The 16,769-nt window shown below is 64.9% G+C and carries 18 protein-coding genes and 1 riboswitch; of the genes, 8 read left to right on the forward strand and 10 right to left on the reverse strand.

Annotated features, from left to right (window positions below; all coding sequences use genetic code 11):
- The 10 genes from RA20_RS23130 to bioB form a co-directional block, all read right to left on the reverse strand.
- Positions 1-693, reverse strand: a 693-nt coding sequence (locus RA20_RS23130; protein WP_039134687.1) for an ABC transporter permease subunit, incomplete at its 3' end; no start/stop codon positions are given.
- Positions 693-1,745: a quaternary amine ABC transporter ATP-binding protein gene (locus tag RA20_RS23135; protein WP_039134691.1), complete on the reverse strand. Its 1,053-nt coding sequence runs from the start codon at positions 1,743-1,745 to the stop codon at positions 693-695. The genes RA20_RS23135 and RA20_RS23130, both read right to left, overlap by 1 nt.
- 10 nt (positions 1,746-1,755) lie before the next feature.
- Positions 1,756-2,721: an ABC transporter substrate-binding protein gene (locus tag RA20_RS23140; RefSeq protein WP_039134694.1), complete on the reverse strand. Its 966-nt coding sequence runs from the start codon at positions 2,719-2,721 to the stop codon at positions 1,756-1,758.
- Positions 2,722-3,120: 399 nt separating this feature from the next.
- Positions 3,121-4,089 (reverse strand): ABC transporter substrate-binding protein, encoded by a 969-nt coding sequence (locus RA20_RS23145; protein ID WP_039134698.1) that lies wholly within the window; start codon positions 4,087-4,089, stop codon positions 3,121-3,123.
- A gap of 182 nt (positions 4,090-4,271) precedes the next feature.
- A complete protein-coding gene (bioC, locus tag RA20_RS23150) occupies positions 4,272-5,060 on the reverse strand; it encodes a malonyl-ACP O-methyltransferase BioC (RefSeq protein WP_039134701.1) in 789 nt (262 codons plus the stop codon).
- Positions 5,060-5,674, reverse strand: a complete 615-nt coding sequence (locus RA20_RS23155) for a pimeloyl-ACP methyl esterase BioG family protein (protein ID WP_039134704.1) — start codon at positions 5,672-5,674, stop codon at positions 5,060-5,062. The genes bioC and RA20_RS23155 overlap by 1 nt, the downstream gene beginning before the upstream one ends.
- A 1-nt stretch (position 5,675) precedes the next feature.
- Positions 5,676-6,974: an adenosylmethionine--8-amino-7-oxononanoate transaminase gene (gene bioA, locus RA20_RS23160; protein WP_039134707.1), complete on the reverse strand. Its 1,299-nt coding sequence runs from the start codon at positions 6,972-6,974 to the stop codon at positions 5,676-5,678.
- Entirely contained in the window at positions 6,971-7,612 is a 642-nt protein-coding gene (gene bioD / locus RA20_RS23165) for a dethiobiotin synthase (RefSeq protein WP_039134710.1), read from the reverse strand. The genes bioA and bioD overlap by 4 nt, the downstream gene beginning before the upstream one ends.
- Positions 7,609-8,748 carry an 8-amino-7-oxononanoate synthase gene (locus tag RA20_RS23170; protein WP_039134712.1) on the reverse strand — a complete coding sequence of 380 codons (1,140 nt, stop codon included), beginning with the start codon at positions 8,746-8,748 and terminating at the stop codon, positions 7,609-7,611. The genes bioD and RA20_RS23170 overlap by 4 nt, the downstream gene beginning before the upstream one ends.
- Positions 8,748-9,725: a biotin synthase BioB gene (gene bioB, locus RA20_RS23175; protein WP_008556688.1), complete on the reverse strand. Its 978-nt coding sequence runs from the start codon at positions 9,723-9,725 to the stop codon at positions 8,748-8,750. Before bioB ends, RA20_RS23170 begins: the two co-directional genes overlap by 1 nt.
- A 213-nt stretch (positions 9,726-9,938) precedes the next feature.
- A riboswitch (TPP riboswitch) is annotated at positions 9,939-10,067 on the forward strand.
- A 121-nt stretch (positions 10,068-10,188) separates the two neighbouring features.
- Here bioB and thiC point away from each other — a divergent pair.
- The 8 genes from thiC to RA20_RS23215 all read left to right on the forward strand — a co-directional run.
- The gene (gene thiC, locus RA20_RS23180) at positions 10,189-11,994 is read left to right on the forward strand and encodes a phosphomethylpyrimidine synthase ThiC (RefSeq protein WP_039134719.1); all 1,806 of its coding nucleotides are present in this window, start codon (positions 10,189-10,191) and stop codon (positions 11,992-11,994) included.
- Positions 11,991-12,959 (forward strand): FAD-dependent oxidoreductase, encoded by a 969-nt coding sequence (locus RA20_RS23185; RefSeq protein WP_039134722.1) that lies wholly within the window; start codon positions 11,991-11,993, stop codon positions 12,957-12,959. The genes thiC and RA20_RS23185 overlap by 4 nt, the downstream gene beginning before the upstream one ends.
- Entirely contained in the window at positions 12,928-13,125 is a 198-nt protein-coding gene (gene thiS / locus RA20_RS23190) for a sulfur carrier protein ThiS (RefSeq protein ID WP_039134725.1), read from the forward strand. The genes RA20_RS23185 and thiS overlap by 32 nt, the downstream gene beginning before the upstream one ends.
- A 1-nt stretch (position 13,126) precedes the next feature.
- Positions 13,127-13,894 carry a thiazole synthase gene (locus tag RA20_RS23195; RefSeq protein WP_039134728.1) on the forward strand — a complete coding sequence of 256 codons (768 nt, stop codon included), beginning with the start codon at positions 13,127-13,129 and terminating at the stop codon, positions 13,892-13,894.
- Positions 13,894-14,499, forward strand: coding sequence for a thiamine phosphate synthase (locus RA20_RS23200; protein WP_039134754.1), 606 nt, complete (start codon positions 13,894-13,896; stop codon positions 14,497-14,499). The genes RA20_RS23195 and RA20_RS23200 overlap by 1 nt, the downstream gene beginning before the upstream one ends.
- Positions 14,496-15,464, forward strand: coding sequence for a HesA/MoeB/ThiF family protein (locus RA20_RS23205; protein WP_039134731.1), 969 nt, complete (start codon positions 14,496-14,498; stop codon positions 15,462-15,464). Before RA20_RS23200 ends, RA20_RS23205 begins: the two co-directional genes overlap by 4 nt.
- Entirely contained in the window at positions 15,461-16,165 is a 705-nt protein-coding gene (gene thiD, locus RA20_RS23210) for a bifunctional hydroxymethylpyrimidine kinase/phosphomethylpyrimidine kinase (protein ID WP_039134734.1), read from the forward strand. The genes RA20_RS23205 and thiD overlap by 4 nt, the downstream gene beginning before the upstream one ends.
- Positions 16,166-16,275: 110 nt before the next feature.
- Positions 16,276-16,769: amidase family protein (locus tag RA20_RS23215; protein ID WP_241482321.1), on the forward strand; the 494-nt coding region annotated here is incomplete at its 3' end.

Consider the following 16,769-nt stretch of genomic DNA (forward strand, 5'->3'; position numbering starts at 1 on the left):
GAACAGCTGCTGCAGGCGGGTGCCGCCGGCCATGATGGCAGCTTCCTTGATTTCGGGCTCCACCCGTTCAAGGCCCAGCAGCACGTTGCGTGCCATCGGCGGCGCGGCGTAGATCGCCGAGGCGATGAGGCCCACCACCGGGCCAAAGCCAAAGAGCACCAGCAAGGGGGTGAGATAGGCAAAGGTCGGCACCGTCTGCATGATGTCCAGCACCGCCTGCACCGGCTGGCGGATACGGGGATATTCATTGGCAAGGATGCCGATGCCGCCGCCGATGATCAGCGCCAAGGGCACCGAGACGGCCACCAATGCGAGGGTGTTCATGCTTTCGGGCCAGTAGCCGGAAGCGAGCACGAAGCCCAGGCCAACCACCGCCATCAGCGCCATCCGCACCCCGCCAAGGATCCAGGCCAGCGCGGTGGTGGCACAGATGACCAGCGGCCAGGGGGTGCTGCTGAGGACGAAATTGGCCGCTTCCATCGGGTAGAACATCAGCGCCGAAAAGGCCCGGGCTGTTGGTTTGATCAGCGCCAGGAACCACTCGAGCCCTGCCCCCACCCAATCGGTTGCTGGCAGCACCCAGGCCGCTGGGAACTTGACCAGCCACGGCACGCTGCTTTCCAGCAAGAGACACAAGGCGCCGGCCGCCGCTGCAATCAGCGCCGCGACGGAGCCTTTTGAAAGACCGGCCATCAGCCCTGCTCCACCTGCAAGGCCGCAGCCAGGTCTGCCGGGTTCACCACACCGACCAGCTTGCCTTCGGGTGTGCGGACCGGCACGGGTTCATAAAGCTCCATACAGCGTGCAAGGGCGGCATCCAGCGTCATATCCTGGCGCAGGCCGGGATCGTCGGCGCCATAGACATGGTGCTCGCCTTCCTGCATCACCGAAGCGACGCGGGCGTGCTGGCCCTTGGCCACATCCTTGGAGAACTCGCGCACGTAATCATCGACCGGGCGCAGCACGATGTCAGCCGGGGTGCCGATCTGAACCACCTTGCCGTCGCGCATGATGGCGATGCGGTCGGCGAGCTTCAGCGCTTCGTTGATGTCATGGGTGATGAAGACGATGGTGGTCTTGAGCTTGGCCTGGATTTCCAGGAACTCATCCTGCAGCTGCCGCCGGATCAGCGGGTCGAGGGCTGAGAACGGCTCATCCAGGAACCAGACCGAGCAATCCGCCACCAGCGAGCGGGCGATGCCGACGCGCTGGCGCTGGCCGCCGGACAGCTCGCGCGGGTAGTTGGCTTCACGACCGCCCAAGCCGACAAGTTCAATCACTTCCTGCGCTTTGGCCAGCCGCTGTTTCTTTTTCACGCCCTGCACCCGCAGGGGGTAGGCGACGTTTTCGGCCACAGTCATATGCGGGAAAAGGCCGAAGTGCTGGAATACCATGCCCAGCTTCTTGCGGCGCAGTTCGATCAGCCGTTTGGGACTGGCCTCCACGATATTTTCGCCGTCGATGCGGATCTCGCCGCCGGTGGCGTGCAAGAGATGCGAGATGCAGCGGATCAGGGTCGACTTTCCGGAGCCCGACAGGCCCATAATCACAAACAGCTCGCCCTCCTTCACGTCAAAGGAGGCGTTCTGCACCGCCGGGATCAGCCCCTTGCGGCGCAGTTCACCGGCTGCATCGTGCTGCGTGTCATTGTTCGCCAGCGCTTCTTTCAAAGCGCTGTCTGCATTATTGCCAAACACCTGCCAGACATTCCGGCAGGTGATGGCAGGCGTGTCAGAGCCCGTCATGCGGCAAGGCTCACTTCGTGGCAGCGTCGACAACCGGGCGCCACTTGTCCTCGTTCTCGGCCATCCAGGCGGCGACCACCTCTTCAACCTTGCCGCCGTCCACATCGACCGCACCCATCATCGGCTGCTGATCTTCCACAGCCAGGGTGTAGTTGGACAGGATCTCAAAGGCGGCGGGCCAGGTTTCCTCGGTACCGGACCAGGCGGCCTTGAAGATGCGCGAGGGCGAGAAGTCGCAGTCATTCACCGCATTGGGGTTCGGGCCCCAGGCCGGGTCATTGAAACAGGCGTCTTCGCCAGCGGGCAGATCGACAAACTGCACATCATAGGCCGACATCGCCCAATGCGGCTGCCAGAAGGTGATCAGCAGCGGCGTCTTGCGCTCAGTCGCGGCGCGCAGCTCGACGATCAGCGCCGCCTCGGACCCCGCGGGCACGGCTTTGAACGGCAGCTCCAGGCCCGTCATGCGGTCAGCACCCGGGGTGCCCCAATCGGCCGGGTAGTCGACCAAGCGGCCGTTCGGCAGCGTTTCTGCGGTGGCAAACTGCATGGCACAGTCCTTGAGCGCCTCCCAGGCCGGCAGGCCGGGGCAGATCTCCGCCACATGGGCTGGATAGGCGATGCCTTCGCGGGCGTTCAGCTCGAGATCGCCCAATTCAACCACGGTGCCCTCTTCCACCTTCTTGGCATATTCGTCGGACACGTTGGAGGACCAGATTTCCAGCGTCGCATGGATGTCGCCATCGGCGATGGCCTGGAACTGGTTCATCATGCCGGCCGAGACATATTCCACGTCATAGCCCGCAGCCTTGAGCATCTCGCCCGCAATATGGGTGGTCACATGCTGACCGGTCCATTCGTTCACCGCCAGCTTGATCGGCTTGCTGGTGTCGCCCAGCTCGGCCGCCGAAGCGATGCCCGCTGCAACCGTCATTGTGGCAGCGCTCAGCGCCAGCGCATATCCCTTGAAGTTCATCTCAATACTCCCTGTCATAATCCTTAGCGCCATCCTTGATTTCAGGTCTGGCGTGTCTTTTGGAACCCGGCGGTTCATGGCACCTGCCTGGCCATACGGCCGGTCTTATTCTTGTCAGCTGGTGCCCATGAGCCAAGTGTGGCCGGGGATAATGCAAGTATTGGAGCATATTGCGGCACTTTGTCGAGCAAATGCGGCGCAAATGGCGAAATATTTTGTTTGACGGTTTAAGTTTTTGTCCAAATAGACAAGTTCCGGAATCACTCCGTCCCACCGGGCTGCCCGGCTGACGGCAGATTACCCCGGATAAGAAGCCACTCTCAAGCCGCTCCCTTTCTGACAGAACAGCGCTCCCGCGCAAGCGGAAGCGCTGTCGTCACATCGGCAGGGCAGTCCGTGTCAGGAGCGGCCCTTGCCCGCGGCCTCTTCCACCACCGGCATCCACTTTGCCCGGTTCACTGCCAGCCAGCCGCGGGCCGCGCCCTGCACGGTCTCGCCGCGCACATCCACCAGACCGATCAGCGGCTGCTGGTCCCAGATGCTGAGCTCATAGTTCTTGAGGATTTCATAAGCAGCAGGCCAGCGGTCCTTGAGGCCCGGCCAGCTCGCTTTCTTCACGCCGCCGCGGTAGAAATCGCAGTCGCCGGTTTTCTTGGGGTTAGGTCCCCAGGACGGATCGGTATAGCAGGCGGGCTCCGGCTTTGGCAGGCGCACGAATTGCAGCGCGTAAGAGGACATCGCCCAATGCGGCGCCCAGAAAGTCGAGATCACCGGGCGTTTTTCCTTATAGGCCTTTTGAAAGGTCTCGATCATCGCCGCCTCAGACTCGGCCGCAACCACGTCAAACGGCAAATCCAGCGCCAGGATCCGGTCGGCGCCAGGCGAGCCCCAGGATTCCGGATAGGCCAGGTAGATCCCCCGCTTGCCCTTGCCGTCTTTCGAGAAGATGCCGACGCAGCTGCGCAGCGCTTCCCAATCGGGCAGGCCCGGACACATCTGCGCCACATAGGGCGGGAACACCACGCCGTTGCGCGCATCCAGCCCCAGGTCGCCAAGCTCTTCCACCCGGCCCTCTTCACGGGCCGCAAAATAGTCGTCCGGGCTGCTGCTGGTCCAGATCTCCACCATTGCATGCACGTCGCCCGAGGCGATCTCGTCATACATGGCGCCCTGATCGGCCTCTACATATTCGACGGTGTAGCCCGCCTCTTCCAGCATGCCCCCTGCGATGTATGTCGACAGCTGCTGGCCGGTCCAGTTGTTCAGCGACAGCCGGATCGGTGTGCTGGTATCCCCCAGATCAGCGGCCTCAACGGCTCCAGAAACCGCCAGCGCCCCCAGCGCTGCCGCAAACGCTTTGAATGTCATGGCGTCACTCCCGTACTGCCAGTCTTCCCACATGCCGCGCACAAAACGCAGCCCCGTGTCCGGGATAGCATCAGGGGGTTTATAAAGATTAACGGCCGCCCGGGACCGCACGGCAAAAGGATAGGAAAAAACTTAAAACTCTTCCCATGCGCGCAATATGCACGCGAGGCGCCGCATTTCCCTTACCAGGTCTTGCGGGCGATCAGAAGCACAGGGTCATAGGTCAAGGGCAGTTTGCCATCGCGGCCGAACCGCGCGCGGTAGGCTGACTCGAAGTCCTGCAGGCAGCGGCGGCTCCAGTTCTGCCGGGCCTGGCCGTTCACCCCGGTCTGGCGCAGATGCTTCAGCAGAGCCAGCGCGGTTTCGAACTCCAGCTCCACGGGTTGCTGTTCAATGGCAAGAATCTCCACCCCATCCGGCAGCACTGCAGGCCATTCTTCGGCATCAAGATAGGCCGGCGCTGCTGCGTCTGAGCCCAGCGCTGCCAGCTCGCGGAACTGGCTGCGGCCAAAGCCAGAAAGCGCCAGCCAGCCGCCGGGCTTCAGATGCGCCGCCAGCCGCGCCATCAGCGCTGGCAGGCCGGCGATCCATTGCACGGTCGAGGCTGAAGCGACCAAGTCCAAATCCTGCGGCAGCGCCAGGCCTTCGACCGGGCCTGCTTCAAACCGGGCCTGCGCGGGTGTGTGCCGCAGATTCTTCAAAAGCAGCGCGGCTTCTGGCACCAGGTCGTTCAGCAGCAGGCTGTCTGTCTCGAACCGCTGGAGCAGTTCCCCGGTCAGATGGCCTGTTCCGCATCCGAACTCCAGAACCGCCCTGAACTGCCCGGGCGCGCCCTGATCCTGCAGCATCTGCGCCAGCCGCGCAGCAATCTGCGCCTGCACCGAAGCGTTGCGGTGATAGCTCTCCAGCCCGCGCCGGAAGCTTTGGCGGATGCGGCCCTGATCCGGGTCCTGAGGCAGCACATCTTTCATCAGAACAGTGCCTCCCAGTCGCTGAAGCGGTCGAAGGGCGCGTGCGGCGCGTCGATGGCGGACACATTCTGCCCCGCCCAGGCCCGCTGCAGATTGGCGGACGGGAAGATCTTGTCGCCTGTGCTCACCCAGACCCGGCCAAACCGCATCTGCGGTGCATCTCCGCGCCGTTCCACGGCCAGCAATTCGCCGCGGCGGGCCTCCACATCCAGCGGCTGGGCCTCCTGGGCTGCACCGAATACACGGGCCAGGAAACCTTGGTACGTCTCGAGGCTGAGCGTTTCCACTGTTTTGCGGAACACTGCAGGCGGAATGCCGGCCCCGCGGTTCACCGGCTGCAGGCTGCCGTTGACGGCCACCTTGCGCTGGAACGGATCGGGCCGCCCCTGCTGCCAATGGGCATAGGCTGCCACTCCGAACGACCAGGCCAGCAGGCTGACCCGGCGGTAGCTGGACAAATCCGGCAGATCCGCATCCAGCGAGCTGTAATCGCTGGCGAACAGAATGTCCTGAGGGCCGTTCAAGTGCCAGAACACCTCCGGCCCCACAGCCCAGCCGCCGAAGACCACGATGGCCTCGGCTGCCTGATCCTGTTTGAGCCAGCGGAACTTCATTTCAGAGCTCCCGTGCCAGCCGCAGCATGCCTGCGGTGATTTCGCTCAGCTGATCCGGCGAGGTGATGAACGGGGGCATGGTGTAGATATTGGTGCCGAAGGGGCGCAGGAACACGCCCATTTCATGGGCGCGGGCGTGGGCTTCGTCTGCTGAGACCCGGTGCTTCATCTCGATCACGCCAATGGCGCCCAGCACCCGCACATCGGCCACATTGGGCAGCTCGCGGGCGGGCGCCAGCTCGGCCTGCATCTGCTCGCCGATTGCGGCCACGGTGCCGCGCCAATCCTGCCCCGTCAGCAGGTCCAGCGAGGCCTTTGCTGCGGCGCAGGCCAGCGGGTTGCCCATATAAGTGGGCCCATGCATGAACAGGCCGGGATTGCCGCCGCCGATGCCCTCTGCCACCCGGTCGTTGGTCATGGTGCAGGCGAAGGAGATATGGCCGCCGGTGAGGCCTTTGCCGAGGCAGATGATATCCGGCTCGACAGTGCAGAAATTGGTGGCGAACAACTCGCCTGTGCGGCCAAAGCCGGTGGCGATTTCGTCGAAGATCAGCAGGATGCCCAGTTCATCGCACAGCGCGCGGGCCTGATTGAGGTATTCCGGGTGGTAGAAATACATGCCGCCGGTGCCCTGCACCACGGGTTCCAGGATGAAGGCGGCAATCTTCTGCGCGTTGGCTTCCAGCACGCCGCGCAGCTCGCCCAGGCCGTTCTGCGCCGGATCGTCGCTCCATTCCTCATGGATGCGGATCGGCGGGCGGGAGACAAAATGCTGCACGCTCAGCGCGCCCTGGAACAGATGGTGCATCCCGGTGTCCGGGTCGCAGACGCTCATCGCCTTCCAGGTATCGCCATGATAGCCGGAGCGGATGGTAGCAAATTCCTTGCGGTCCGGCTGGCCGACCGCGTGCTGGTACTGAACCGCCATCTTCATCGCCACTTCAACCGAAACAGATCCACTGTCGCAGTAGAAGATGCGGGTGAGGCCTTCGGGCGTGATCTCCAAGAGCTTGCGGCCCAGGTCGATGGCCGGATCATGGGTCAGCCCGCCGAACATCACATGCGGCAGGGTGTCGAGCTGGTCGTGAATGGCCTTGGTGATTGCCGGGTTTTTATGCCCATGCATCATGCACCACCAGGACGACATGGCGTCGATCAGCCGTGTGCCGTCGTCCAGCGTGATATGCACGCCCTCGCTTTCCTTCACCACAAAGGTCGGGCCCGGTTTGGCGACATTGGTGTAGGGATGCCAAAGGTGCTGCTGGTCAAACTCCAGCTGGGTGAGGTCTGCGGCGCTCATGCTGCCTCTCCTTGGGCCAGGGCCTCCTTGATCAGGTCCACCCGGATGCTGGCCTGAAAGGCCACCGCCAGCGCGTCAGAGGTCAGCTCGCCCAAGACCGGCAGGCGGCCCAGATGCGCCGCCTGCCCGAACTGGCATATGGTTTCCTCCACCGCAGGTTCCGGATCGCCGATGAATGCAACCCCCACGACCGCACAGCCTGCATCGCGCAGCGCCTTCAGCGACAAAAGCGTGTGATTGATTGTGCCCAGCTGCGTGCGGGCACAGAGGATCACCGGCGCCCCCCAGCGGGCAAAGAGATCGAGGTAAAGAACCTCGCGGTTCAGCGGCACCATCAGCCCGCCTGCCCCTTCGGCGACAAGCGTTCCGTCCACCTCGGGCAAGGGCAACGCGTCCGGGTCGATCTCGACACCTTCAGCCTCAGCCGACAGATGCGGCGAGGCTGGCAGCTGAAGAAGGTAGCCTTCGGGCAGCGCCGGGCGGCCGGAGAGACGGGCAACGATCTGGCTGTCGGTCTCTTCCTCCAGCCCCGATTGCACCGGCTTCCAGTAGGCGGCGCCCAGCGCCTGCACCAGGCCGGCGGAAAAGATGGTCTTGCCAATGCCGGTATCGGTTCCGGTCACGATCAGCGCGCTCATGCGGCGGCCTCCATTTCCCGGGCGAGGTCTTCGAACATCGCGGTGATGACCTCTGCCCCCGTATTCAAAGTAATCGACAGCCGCAGCCGCGAGGTGCCGCGGGGCACCGTCGGCGGGCGGATGCCGCGGATGTCATAGCCGCGGGCCTGCATCGCAGAGGCCAGCGCCATGGTGCGTTTGTCGTCCCCGATCACCACCGGCAGGATCTGGCTTTGGAACCCGTCCAGGCCGCAGAGGCGTTTGGCCTCGCTCTGTGCATGGGAGATCCGCTGCCAGGCCCGTTCGCGGCGCGTCGGGTCTTCCTGCAGCTCACGCAGGCCCGCCCGCACCAGCGCCGCATTCAGCGGCGACGGCGCGGTGGCGTAAATGAAACCGCGCGCCTTGTTGATCAGCGTCTCGACCAGCACCTTCTGGCCGCAGATCAAAGCCCCTGATGCCCCCAGCGCCTTGCCGCAGGTGTGAAGGGACAGAACCTTGGGATGATGGGCGATACCCTCTGCCAGCCCCCGTCCCCGGGCGCCGAAAACACCGGTGGAATGCGCCTCATCCACCACCAGCACGGCACCGGTGGTCTCAGCCAGAGCCATCAGCGCGTCCAGCGGCGCAAGATCGCCGTCCATGGAATAGACCGCTTCCACCGCGATCCAGACCTGCCCCTCGCCGCCTGCCGCGCGCCAGTCCTTCAGCACCCGGGCCGCGTCTTCCACGTCGCTATGGGCAAAGCTGCGGGTCTCGGCCCGGCCCAGCCGCATCCCGTCATGGGCGCTGGCATGGATCAGCGCATCATGGAGAACCAGGTCGCCCTGCTGCGGCAGGGTCGAGAAAATCGCCTGATTGGCGTTAAAGCCGCCGCCCATGAACAGCGCCGCTTCGGTTCCGAAGAACGCTGCCGCCTCGGCTTCGAGAAGCTGGTGTTCGCAGTCGTTGCCGCGCAGCAGGCGCGAGCCGCCTGCCCCGACCGGAACGCCGCGCGCAACCGCGGCAACCGCTGCCGCCCGCAAAACGTCATCTCCGGCAAGGCCCAAGTAGTCGTTGGACGCAAAGTCGTGCCCTTCCCGCGGCATCAGCTGCCGGTAGCGCCCGCGATTGCGCAGCGCTTCCAGCGATTTTTCATGCCTGGGGAAGGCGGCTGCCATCAGCGGCTGCCGTCGCAGCCTGCGGCCATGGCGGTGATGCCCAGGCGGTCGAACAGCTGCTGGTCCTTGTCCTCTTCCGGGTTGTCCGCGGTCAGCAGCGTGTCGCCCACAAAGATCGAGTTGGCACCGGCAAAGAAGCACATCGCCTGCATCTCGTCCGACATGTCGGTGCGGCCTGCGGAGAGGCGCACATGCGACTTCGGCATCAGGATACGGGCCAGCGCCACGGAGCGGACGAATTCGATGGGGTCCAGCTTCTCGACATTGGCAAGCGGCGTATCGGCAATCGGGATCAGCATGTTCACCGGCACCGAGTCGGGATGCACCTCCAGCGTGGCCAGCGCCAGCATCATGTCGATGCGGTCCAGCTGCTGCTCGCCCATGCCGACGATGCCGCCGGAGCAGACCTTGATGCCCGCCTCGCGCACCCGGTTCAGGGTGTCGATGCGGTCGGCAAAGGTGCGGGTGGTGATGATCTCGGAGTAGTAGCGCTCCGAGGTGTCGATGTTGTGGTTGTAGTAATCAAGGCCGGCGTCGCGCAGGCGGAACACCTGTTCCTCGTCCAGCATGCCAAGCGTCATGCAGGTTTCCATGCCCAGGTCCTTGACGCCCTGCACCATCGCTTCCAGTGCCGCCATGTCGCGGTCCTTGGGCGAGCGCCAGGCCGCCCCCATGCAGTAACGCGTGGCGCCGCCTTCCTTGGCTTTCTTGGCCTCGGCAATCACCCGCTGCACTTCGATCAGCTTGGAGGCCGACAGCTGGGCGCCGTTACGGGCCGACTGCGAGCAATAGGCGCAATCCTCGGCGCAGCCGCCGGTCTTGATGCTGAGGAGCTTGGACTTCTGCACCTGGTTGGGGTCGAAATACTGCCGGTGCACGGTGTGCGCCTGAAACAGCAAGTCCATGAAAGGCTTGTTGTAAATCGCTTCCGCTTCCTCGCGGGTCCAGTCGGTGCGGATGGGTGCAGCGTCCAGCATGCTGTCTCCTGTTCTCGTATCCCTTGGGCCATACGCGGATGGCGTTGCGGGTTTTTATAGATAATTTTGCCAGCACCGATCAAGCACCAAAGCTGCGCTGCAGCGATTTGCCTCAAATGCCCGCCAGTAAGGCCAATATCAGACTGATATTAAGGCCAAAAAATAATCTACAAAGATTCCGGTTGACGCAAACCCCGTGCCTCCCCTAGCCCTATAGGCACGCAGGGGAGTCCCGCCAAGGGGACTGAGAGGCGTTTAGGTGCGGGGCAACCCGGACCGGCGGCGCGACCCTTTGAACCTGACCCAGTTGATACTGGCGTAGGAAGCTAGGTGCGCATTGCCACGGGACCCGTACATCCCGCCAGCCGTGCGAAACTGAACAAGGGGCCCCGTACAGCCTCTGTTTCCCGAGCCAAACCTCATCTGGTGTCTTTTCTGAGTTTAGGCTTCGAGGAGCACCAAAATGAACGTCCCCAATCCCAAGATCACCACGGGCGGCCTGCCTGCGTCGCGCAAGATCTACGTCGAAGGCGAGCGCTTTCCCGACATCCGCGTGCCCATGCGCGAGATCTCGGTCCACCCCACGGCCGGCGAAGAGCCGCTGCCGGTCTATGACAGCTCGGGCCCCTACACCGACCCCAATGTGCTGACCGATATCCGCCAGGGCCTGCCTGCGCTGCGCCGCCAGTGGATCCTGGACCGCGGCGATGTCGAGGAATACGACGGCCGCAATGTGAAGCCCGAGGACAACGGCTTTGCTTCGGGCGAGCGTCTGGTGCCGGAATTCCCGGTGAAACCGCGCCCCTTGCGCGCCAAGGACGGCAAGGCAGTGACCCAGCTGGCCTATGCCCGCGCAGGCATCGTGACGCCGGAGATGGAATTCATCGCGATCCGCGAAAACCAGCTGCGCGAAGCTGTGGCACCCGCGCGTGACGGCCACGACTGGGGCGCCAATATCCCGGATTACGTGACCCCGGAGTTTGTGCGTGACGAAGTTGCTGCAGGCCGCGCCATCATTCCGAACAACATCAACCACCCGGAATCCGAGCCGATGATCATCGGCCGCAACTTCCTGGTCAAAATCAACGCCAACATGGGCACCTCCGCCGTCACCTCCTCGATGGAAGAGGAAGTGGACAAGCTGGTCTGGTCGATCCGCTGGGGCGCCGACACGGTGATGGACCTGTCCACGGGGCGAAACATCCACAACACCCGCGAATGGATCGTGCGCAACTCGCCGGTGCCGATTGGCACGGTGCCGCTGTATCAGGCGCTGGAGAAGGTGAACGGCATCGCCGAGGACCTGACCTGGGAAGTGTTCCGCGACACGCTGATCGAGCAGGCGGAACAGGGCGTCGACTATTTCACCATCCATGCCGGCGTGCGCCTGCACATGGTGCCGATGACGGTGAAGCGGGTGACGGGCATCGTCTCGCGCGGCGGCTCGATCATTGCGCAGTGGTGCCTGCATCACCACAAGGAAAGCTTCCTCTACACGCATTTCGACGAGATCTGCGACATCTGCCGCAAGTATGACGTGGCCTTCTCGCTGGGTGACGGGCTGCGCCCGGGCTCGATTGCCGATGCCAATGACGAGGCGCAGTTTGCCGAGCTGGAGACCCTTGGCGAGCTGACCAAGATCGCCTGGGGCAAGGACTGCCAGGTGATGATCGAGGGCCCGGGCCATGTCGCCATGCACAAGATCAAAGAGAACATGGACAAGCAGCTGGAGTGCTGCCACGAGGCGCCGTTTTATACGCTTGGGCCGCTGACCACCGATATCGCGCCGGGCTATGACCACATCACCTCGGGCATCGGTGCGGCGATGATCGGCTGGTTCGGCTGCGCGATGCTGTGCTACGTGACGCCGAAGGAGCACCTGGGCCTGCCCGACCGGGATGATGTGAAGACCGGGGTGATCACCTATAAGATTGCGGCCCATGCGGCGGATCTGGCCAAGGGGCTGCCGGGGGCGCAGCGGCGGGACGATGCGATCTCGCGGGCACGGTTCGAGTTCCGCTGGGAGGACCAGTTCAACCTGGCACTCGACCCGGAAACCGCGCGTGACTATCACGACCAGACCCTGCCGAAAGAGGCCCATAAGGTGGCGCATTTCTGCTCCATGTGCGGGCCGAAGTTCTGCTCGATGCGGATCTCCCACGACATCCGAGCCGAAGCGCAGAAAGAGGGGATGGAGGCGATGGCCGCCAAGTTCCGTGAAGGCGGCGAGCTGTACATGCCTGCCGAAAAAGCGGAACCGGCCGAGTGATCACCATCGCAGGCGCAGGCCTTGCCGGTCTCGCCTGCGCCTATGAACTGGCGCAGCGCGGAGCGGCGGTCACCGTCTATGAGCGGGGCGAGACCCCCGGAGACAGCAGTGTCGCGCGCTTTGCCGGCGGCATGCTGGCCCCCTGGTGCGAGCGCGAGAGTGCGGAAGCAGAGGTGATCACCCTCGGCAGCCGCGCCTCGGACTGGTGGGCCAAGGTCACACCGGTCCACAGGCGCGGCACGCTGGTGGTGGCGCCTGCCCGCGACCGGGCGGAGCTGACCCGTTTCGCCCGCCGCACTTCGGGCCACCGCAGTGTCGATGGTGCGGGGGTTTCGGATCTGGAACCCGCGTTGTCAGGGCGGTTTGCGCAAGGGCTGTTCTTTGCGGATGAGGCGCATCTGGATCCGCGCCGCGCCTTGCGCGATCTGGCCACCAGGGTACAGGAGATGGGCGTGGAGATCCGCTATGGCATGCCTGCCCCGGCACGCGTCACGCTGGATTGCACCGGCATGGCGGCGCCGCTGCCCGGTTTGCGGCCGGTGCGCGGCGAGATGGCCATCCTGCACTGCCCGGAGGTAGACATCAGCCGTACCCTGCGGCTGCTGCACCCGCGGATGCCGCTCTATCTGGTGCCCCGTGGCGACGGGTATTTCATGATCGGCGGCACCATGATCGAGAGCAGCTCGGACCGCCCGGTCACGCTGCGCTCGCTCAGCGAACTTTTGAACGCGGCTTATGCGCTGCACCCCGGGCTGGCCGAGGCCAGCGTGGTGGAGACCGGCGCGGGTTTGCGCCCTGCCTTCGCCGACAACCTGCCGCGGCTGTGCGAGCAGGACGGCACGCTTTATCTTAACGGCCTCTACCGGCATGGCTTTCTGCTGGCGCCTGCAATGGCGCAGCAAGCCGCCGGGCGGCTGATACCGGAGACATCAGATGAAGATCATCGTGAACGCCAAACCGCATGAGGTGGCCGGCGCCACCCTGGAAGCGGCTCTGCAGGAACTGGGATTTACCAGCCCGGCCGTCGCCACCGCTTTGAATGGCGCCTTTGTGGCCCGCGGCAAACGCGGCGATGTGCAGCTGGCTGAAGGCGACCGGCTGGAAGTTCTGGCCCCGATGCAGGGAGGCTGACATGCAATTCTATGGAATCGAAACCGCGTCACGGCTGCTGTTGGGCACCGCGCAGTACCCCTCGCCTGCGGTGCTGACGGAAGCTGTGAAATCCAGCGGTACGGAGATCATCACCGTGTCCTTGCGCCGGGAAACCGCCGATGGCTCCGGCGCGGGGTTCTGGGACTCCTTGCGGGAGACCGGCCGCCGCATCCTGCCGAACACCGCAGGCTGCCATTCGGTGCAGGAGGCCGTGACCACCGCCCAAATGGCGCGGGAGCTGTTTGATACGCCTTGGATCAAGCTGGAGGTGATCGGCCATTCCGACACGCTGCAGCCGGATGTGTTCGGGCTGGTGGAGGCAGCGCGGATCCTGTGCGAGGACGGGTTCCAGGTCTTTCCCTACACAACCGACGATCTGGTGGTGGGTGAGAAACTGCTGGAGGCGGGTTGCGAAGTGCTGATGCCCTGGGGGGCGCCGATCGGCTCCGGGCAAGGCCTGCGCAACCCGGATGCGCTGCGGGCTATGAGAGCGCATTTCCCGCAGGTGCCGCTGATTGTCGATGCCGGCATCGGGCGGCCCTCGGATGCCGCCCAGGCGATGGAGCTAGGCATGGATGCAGTGCTGTTGAATACAGCCGTCGCCAAAGCCGGCAACCCGGCCGGCATGGCCCGGGCGATGGCGATGGCGATTGAAGCCGGGCGTGCCGGTTTTGAAGCCGGCCCAATGGAACGCCGCGATATGGCAGTGCCCTCAACCCCGGTTCTGGGAATGGCGGAGTTTGCATGATGGAACGTTTTTACCTGATCGCGGGCCATGTCGGCCGGCTGGAGCTGCTGGTGCCGCAGGGCGCCAAGCTGGTGCAATTGCGGATCAAGTATGAACCTGATGCAGAGGTCCGCCGGCAGATCGCCCGCGCACGGGATTTCTGTGCGGTGCATGACGCGCAGCTGGTGGTGAATGACTACTGGCAGGCCGCCTTGGATCTGAACTGCAATTTTGTGCATCTGGGCCAGGAGGACATGGACACCGCCGATTTTGCTGCCTTGCGCCGCAAGGGCGTGCGGTTTGGTCTTTCAACCCATGATGAGAGCGAACTGGAGCGGGCGTTGTCCTTTGGTCCTGCCTATGTGGCGCTGGGACCGGTCTATCCGACGCTCTTGAAGAAGATGAAATGGGGACCGCAAGGGCTGGAGCGTGTGACCCGCTGGAAAAAGATGGCCGGCGACACGCCGCTGGTCGCCATTGGCGGGCTGACGCCGGAGCGGCTGCCGGGGGTGTTTGCGGCCGGGGCGGACAGCGCTGCGGTGGTGACTGATATCCAGCTGGCTGAGGATCCTGAGGCCCGCACCCGCGAATGGGCTGAGGCCTGCCGGCTCAAGGAAGACGCATGAGCCGCTACACCCGCCAGATGATCCTGCCGGAGGTCGGAGCGGAAGGGCAAGCACGGCTTGCCGGAGCGCATGTTCTGGTGGTGGGCGCCGGCGGTCTCGGCTGCCCGGTGCTGCAATACCTTGGCGGCGCAGGTGTTGGCCGGATCACCATCCTGGATGGCGACCGGGTGGAGGAGAGCAACCTGCACAGGCAGGTGCTTTACGCAATGACGGACATAGGCGCCACCAAGGCCGATGCGGCCCGGGCGCGGCTGCTGGCTGCCAATCCGGCGCTGAAGATCGACGCCCGCGCCGCGCATCTGGATGCCGCCAACGCTGCCGGGCTGGTGGCCGAAGCAGATCTGGTGGTCGATGCGGCGGACAGTTTTGCGGTGTCCTATATCCTCTCGGACGAATGCCTGCGGCAGGGCAAGATCCTGATCTCGGCCTCGGCGCTGGGACAGTCCGGCTATGCCGGCGGGTTTTGCGGCGGCGGGCCATCGCTGAGGGCGGTTTTCCCGGACCTGCCTGCGCAGGCGGCAACCTGCGCCACTGCCGGGGTGATGGGCCCCGCGGTGGGCATGATCGGAGCCCTGCAGGCGCAGCTCGCCCTGAAGGCGCTGCTGGGCCACCAGCCGTCGCCGCAGGGGCAGCTGTTCATTTTCCGGCTTGAAGACCTGCAGGTGAGCAGCTTCCGCTTTGACGGCGCCGAGGAGCCGGAAACCGCCCTCTCCTTCATTGCTGCCGCGCAGATCACGCCTGAGGACACGGTGATCGAACTGCGCGATGCGTCTGAAGCGCCTGAACTTCCGGCTCCGCAAGCGCGGCGGATACCGCGCGCCGGGCTCATGGCAGCAGATCTGCCGCGGGGGCAGCGGATCGTGCTGTGCTGCCGCACCGGCCTGCGCGCCTGGGGCGCGGCTTCGGACTTGCAGCAGGCGGGCTACGGCAACCTGGCGCTGCTGGCGGCCGGAAGCAGCACATGACGGCGATCCTGGCAATCGGCGGCACCGACAGCAGCGGCGGTGCGGGCCTCAGCCGCGATATTTCGATGGCAGCCGAACTGGGCGCCGCAGTGCGCCCGGTTGTGACAGCCGTGACCGTGCAGACCAACGCAACAGTGCTGGCCGTTCACCCCTGCCCGCCCGGCACAGCGGCAGACCAGCTGCGTGCAGCCCTGGCAACCCCGCCGCCGCCCGGCGCCGCCAAAATCGGCATGCTGGGCTCAGCCGCGGTGGCGGACGCGGTAGCGGACGCCCTGCCCCCGGATCTTCCCTTTGTCCTGGACCCGGTGCTGAAGGCCACCTCGGGCGGCCACCTGATGGCGGCAGAGGGCTTTGGCGCGCTGCTGCAGCGGGCAGCGCTGCTCACCCCGAACCTTGACGAGCTGGAGGTGCTTTCGGGCCGCGGCGGCAGCCTTGAAGCCCAGGCAGAAGCGCTGCTGGCACAGGGCGTGCAGGCGGTGCTGGTCAAAGGCGGCCATGGCTCAGGGGCTGAAAGCACTGATCTTCTGTTCACCGCCCGCGGCTCTGCCACCCCGTTTGCCGCGCCGAGACTGGCGGGTTCCAAACGCGGCACCGGCTGCAGCCTGGCCACTGCCATTGCCTGCCATCTGGCGCAGGGCTGCGGATTGGAGGAGGCCTGCAGCCGCGCCAAGGAGGCTGTGCACAGCTGGCTGCGCCGGTAAGCCCAGGTCGCGGACAGGCGGTTTTGACGCCGTTTCAGGACGGAGGCGGCAGGCCCGGCTGCTTAGGCTGGCGGCAAGCCCCACACTTCAAGACCCGGGAGACCTGCCGCATGACCGAGATCACCGCCCTGAGCGCCGTCGAGATGGCCGCCAAACTGCGCAGCCGGGACCTGAGCGCCTGCGAGGTGCTGGAGGCGCATCAGGCGCAGACGGAGGCGCGGGAGGAAACGGTCAATGCCTTTGTCACCCTGGACTGGGAGGCCGCCGCGGTGCGGGCGGCAGAACTGGACCACATGGCCGCCAGGGGCCGCTTTGCCGGAGCCCTGCACGGGCTGCCTGTGGCGATCAAGGATTGCTTTGAAACCAAGGGGCTGCGCACCACCTGGGGGTCACGAAGCTTTGAAAACCATGTGCCGGATTACGACGCCCTGCACGTAGCGCGGCTGCGTACCGCAGGCGCGGTGATCACCGGCAAGAGCAACACGCCGGAATTCACGTTCTCAGGCCAGACCGCAAATCTGGTGGCGGGCACCACCCGCAACCCGCTGAACCCTCAGAAATCCGTGGCCGGCAGCTCCGGCGGTGCGGCCGCCGCGCTGGCCGC

Source organism: Leisingera sp. ANG-Vp, assembly GCF_000813725.1.
In the GTDB taxonomy this organism is placed as follows: Bacteria; Pseudomonadota; Alphaproteobacteria; order Rhodobacterales; family Rhodobacteraceae; genus Leisingera.

What these genes read in the sequence shown, in the direction of transcription:
- RA20_RS23135 (WP_039134691.1), bottom strand. Translation starts at nt 1,745, where the DNA reads ATGACGGGCTCTGACACGCCTGCCATCACCTGCCGGAATGTCTGGCAG.
- RA20_RS23140 (WP_039134694.1), bottom strand. Translation starts at nt 2,721, where the DNA reads ATGAACTTCAAGGGATATGCGCTGGCGCTGAGCGCTGCCACAATGACG.
- RA20_RS23145 (WP_039134698.1), bottom strand. Translation starts at nt 4,089, where the DNA reads ATGACATTCAAAGCGTTTGCGGCAGCGCTGGGGGCGCTGGCGGTTTCT.
- bioC (WP_039134701.1), bottom strand. Translation starts at nt 5,060, where the DNA reads ATGAAAGATGTGCTGCCTCAGGACCCGGATCAGGGCCGCATCCGCCAA.
- RA20_RS23155 (WP_039134704.1), bottom strand. Translation starts at nt 5,674, where the DNA reads ATGAAGTTCCGCTGGCTCAAACAGGATCAGGCAGCCGAGGCCATCGTG.
- bioA (WP_039134707.1), bottom strand. Translation starts at nt 6,974, where the DNA reads ATGAGCGCCGCAGACCTCACCCAGCTGGAGTTTGACCAGCAGCACCTT.
- bioD (WP_039134710.1), bottom strand. Translation starts at nt 7,612, where the DNA reads ATGAGCGCGCTGATCGTGACCGGAACCGATACCGGCATTGGCAAGACC.
- RA20_RS23170 (WP_039134712.1), bottom strand. Translation starts at nt 8,748, where the DNA reads ATGGCAGCCGCCTTCCCCAGGCATGAAAAATCGCTGGAAGCGCTGCGC.
- bioB (WP_008556688.1), bottom strand. Translation starts at nt 9,725, where the DNA reads ATGCTGGACGCTGCACCCATCCGCACCGACTGGACCCGCGAGGAAGCG.
- thiC (WP_039134719.1), top strand. Translation starts at nt 10,189, where the DNA reads ATGAACGTCCCCAATCCCAAGATCACCACGGGCGGCCTGCCTGCGTCG.
- thiS (WP_039134725.1), top strand. Translation starts at nt 12,928, where the DNA reads ATGAAGATCATCGTGAACGCCAAACCGCATGAGGTGGCCGGCGCCACC.
- RA20_RS23195 (WP_039134728.1), top strand. Translation starts at nt 13,127, where the DNA reads ATGCAATTCTATGGAATCGAAACCGCGTCACGGCTGCTGTTGGGCACC.
- RA20_RS23200 (WP_039134754.1), top strand. Translation starts at nt 13,894, where the DNA reads ATGGAACGTTTTTACCTGATCGCGGGCCATGTCGGCCGGCTGGAGCTG.
- RA20_RS23205 (WP_039134731.1), top strand. Translation starts at nt 14,496, where the DNA reads ATGAGCCGCTACACCCGCCAGATGATCCTGCCGGAGGTCGGAGCGGAA.
- thiD (WP_039134734.1), top strand. Translation starts at nt 15,461, where the DNA reads ATGACGGCGATCCTGGCAATCGGCGGCACCGACAGCAGCGGCGGTGCG.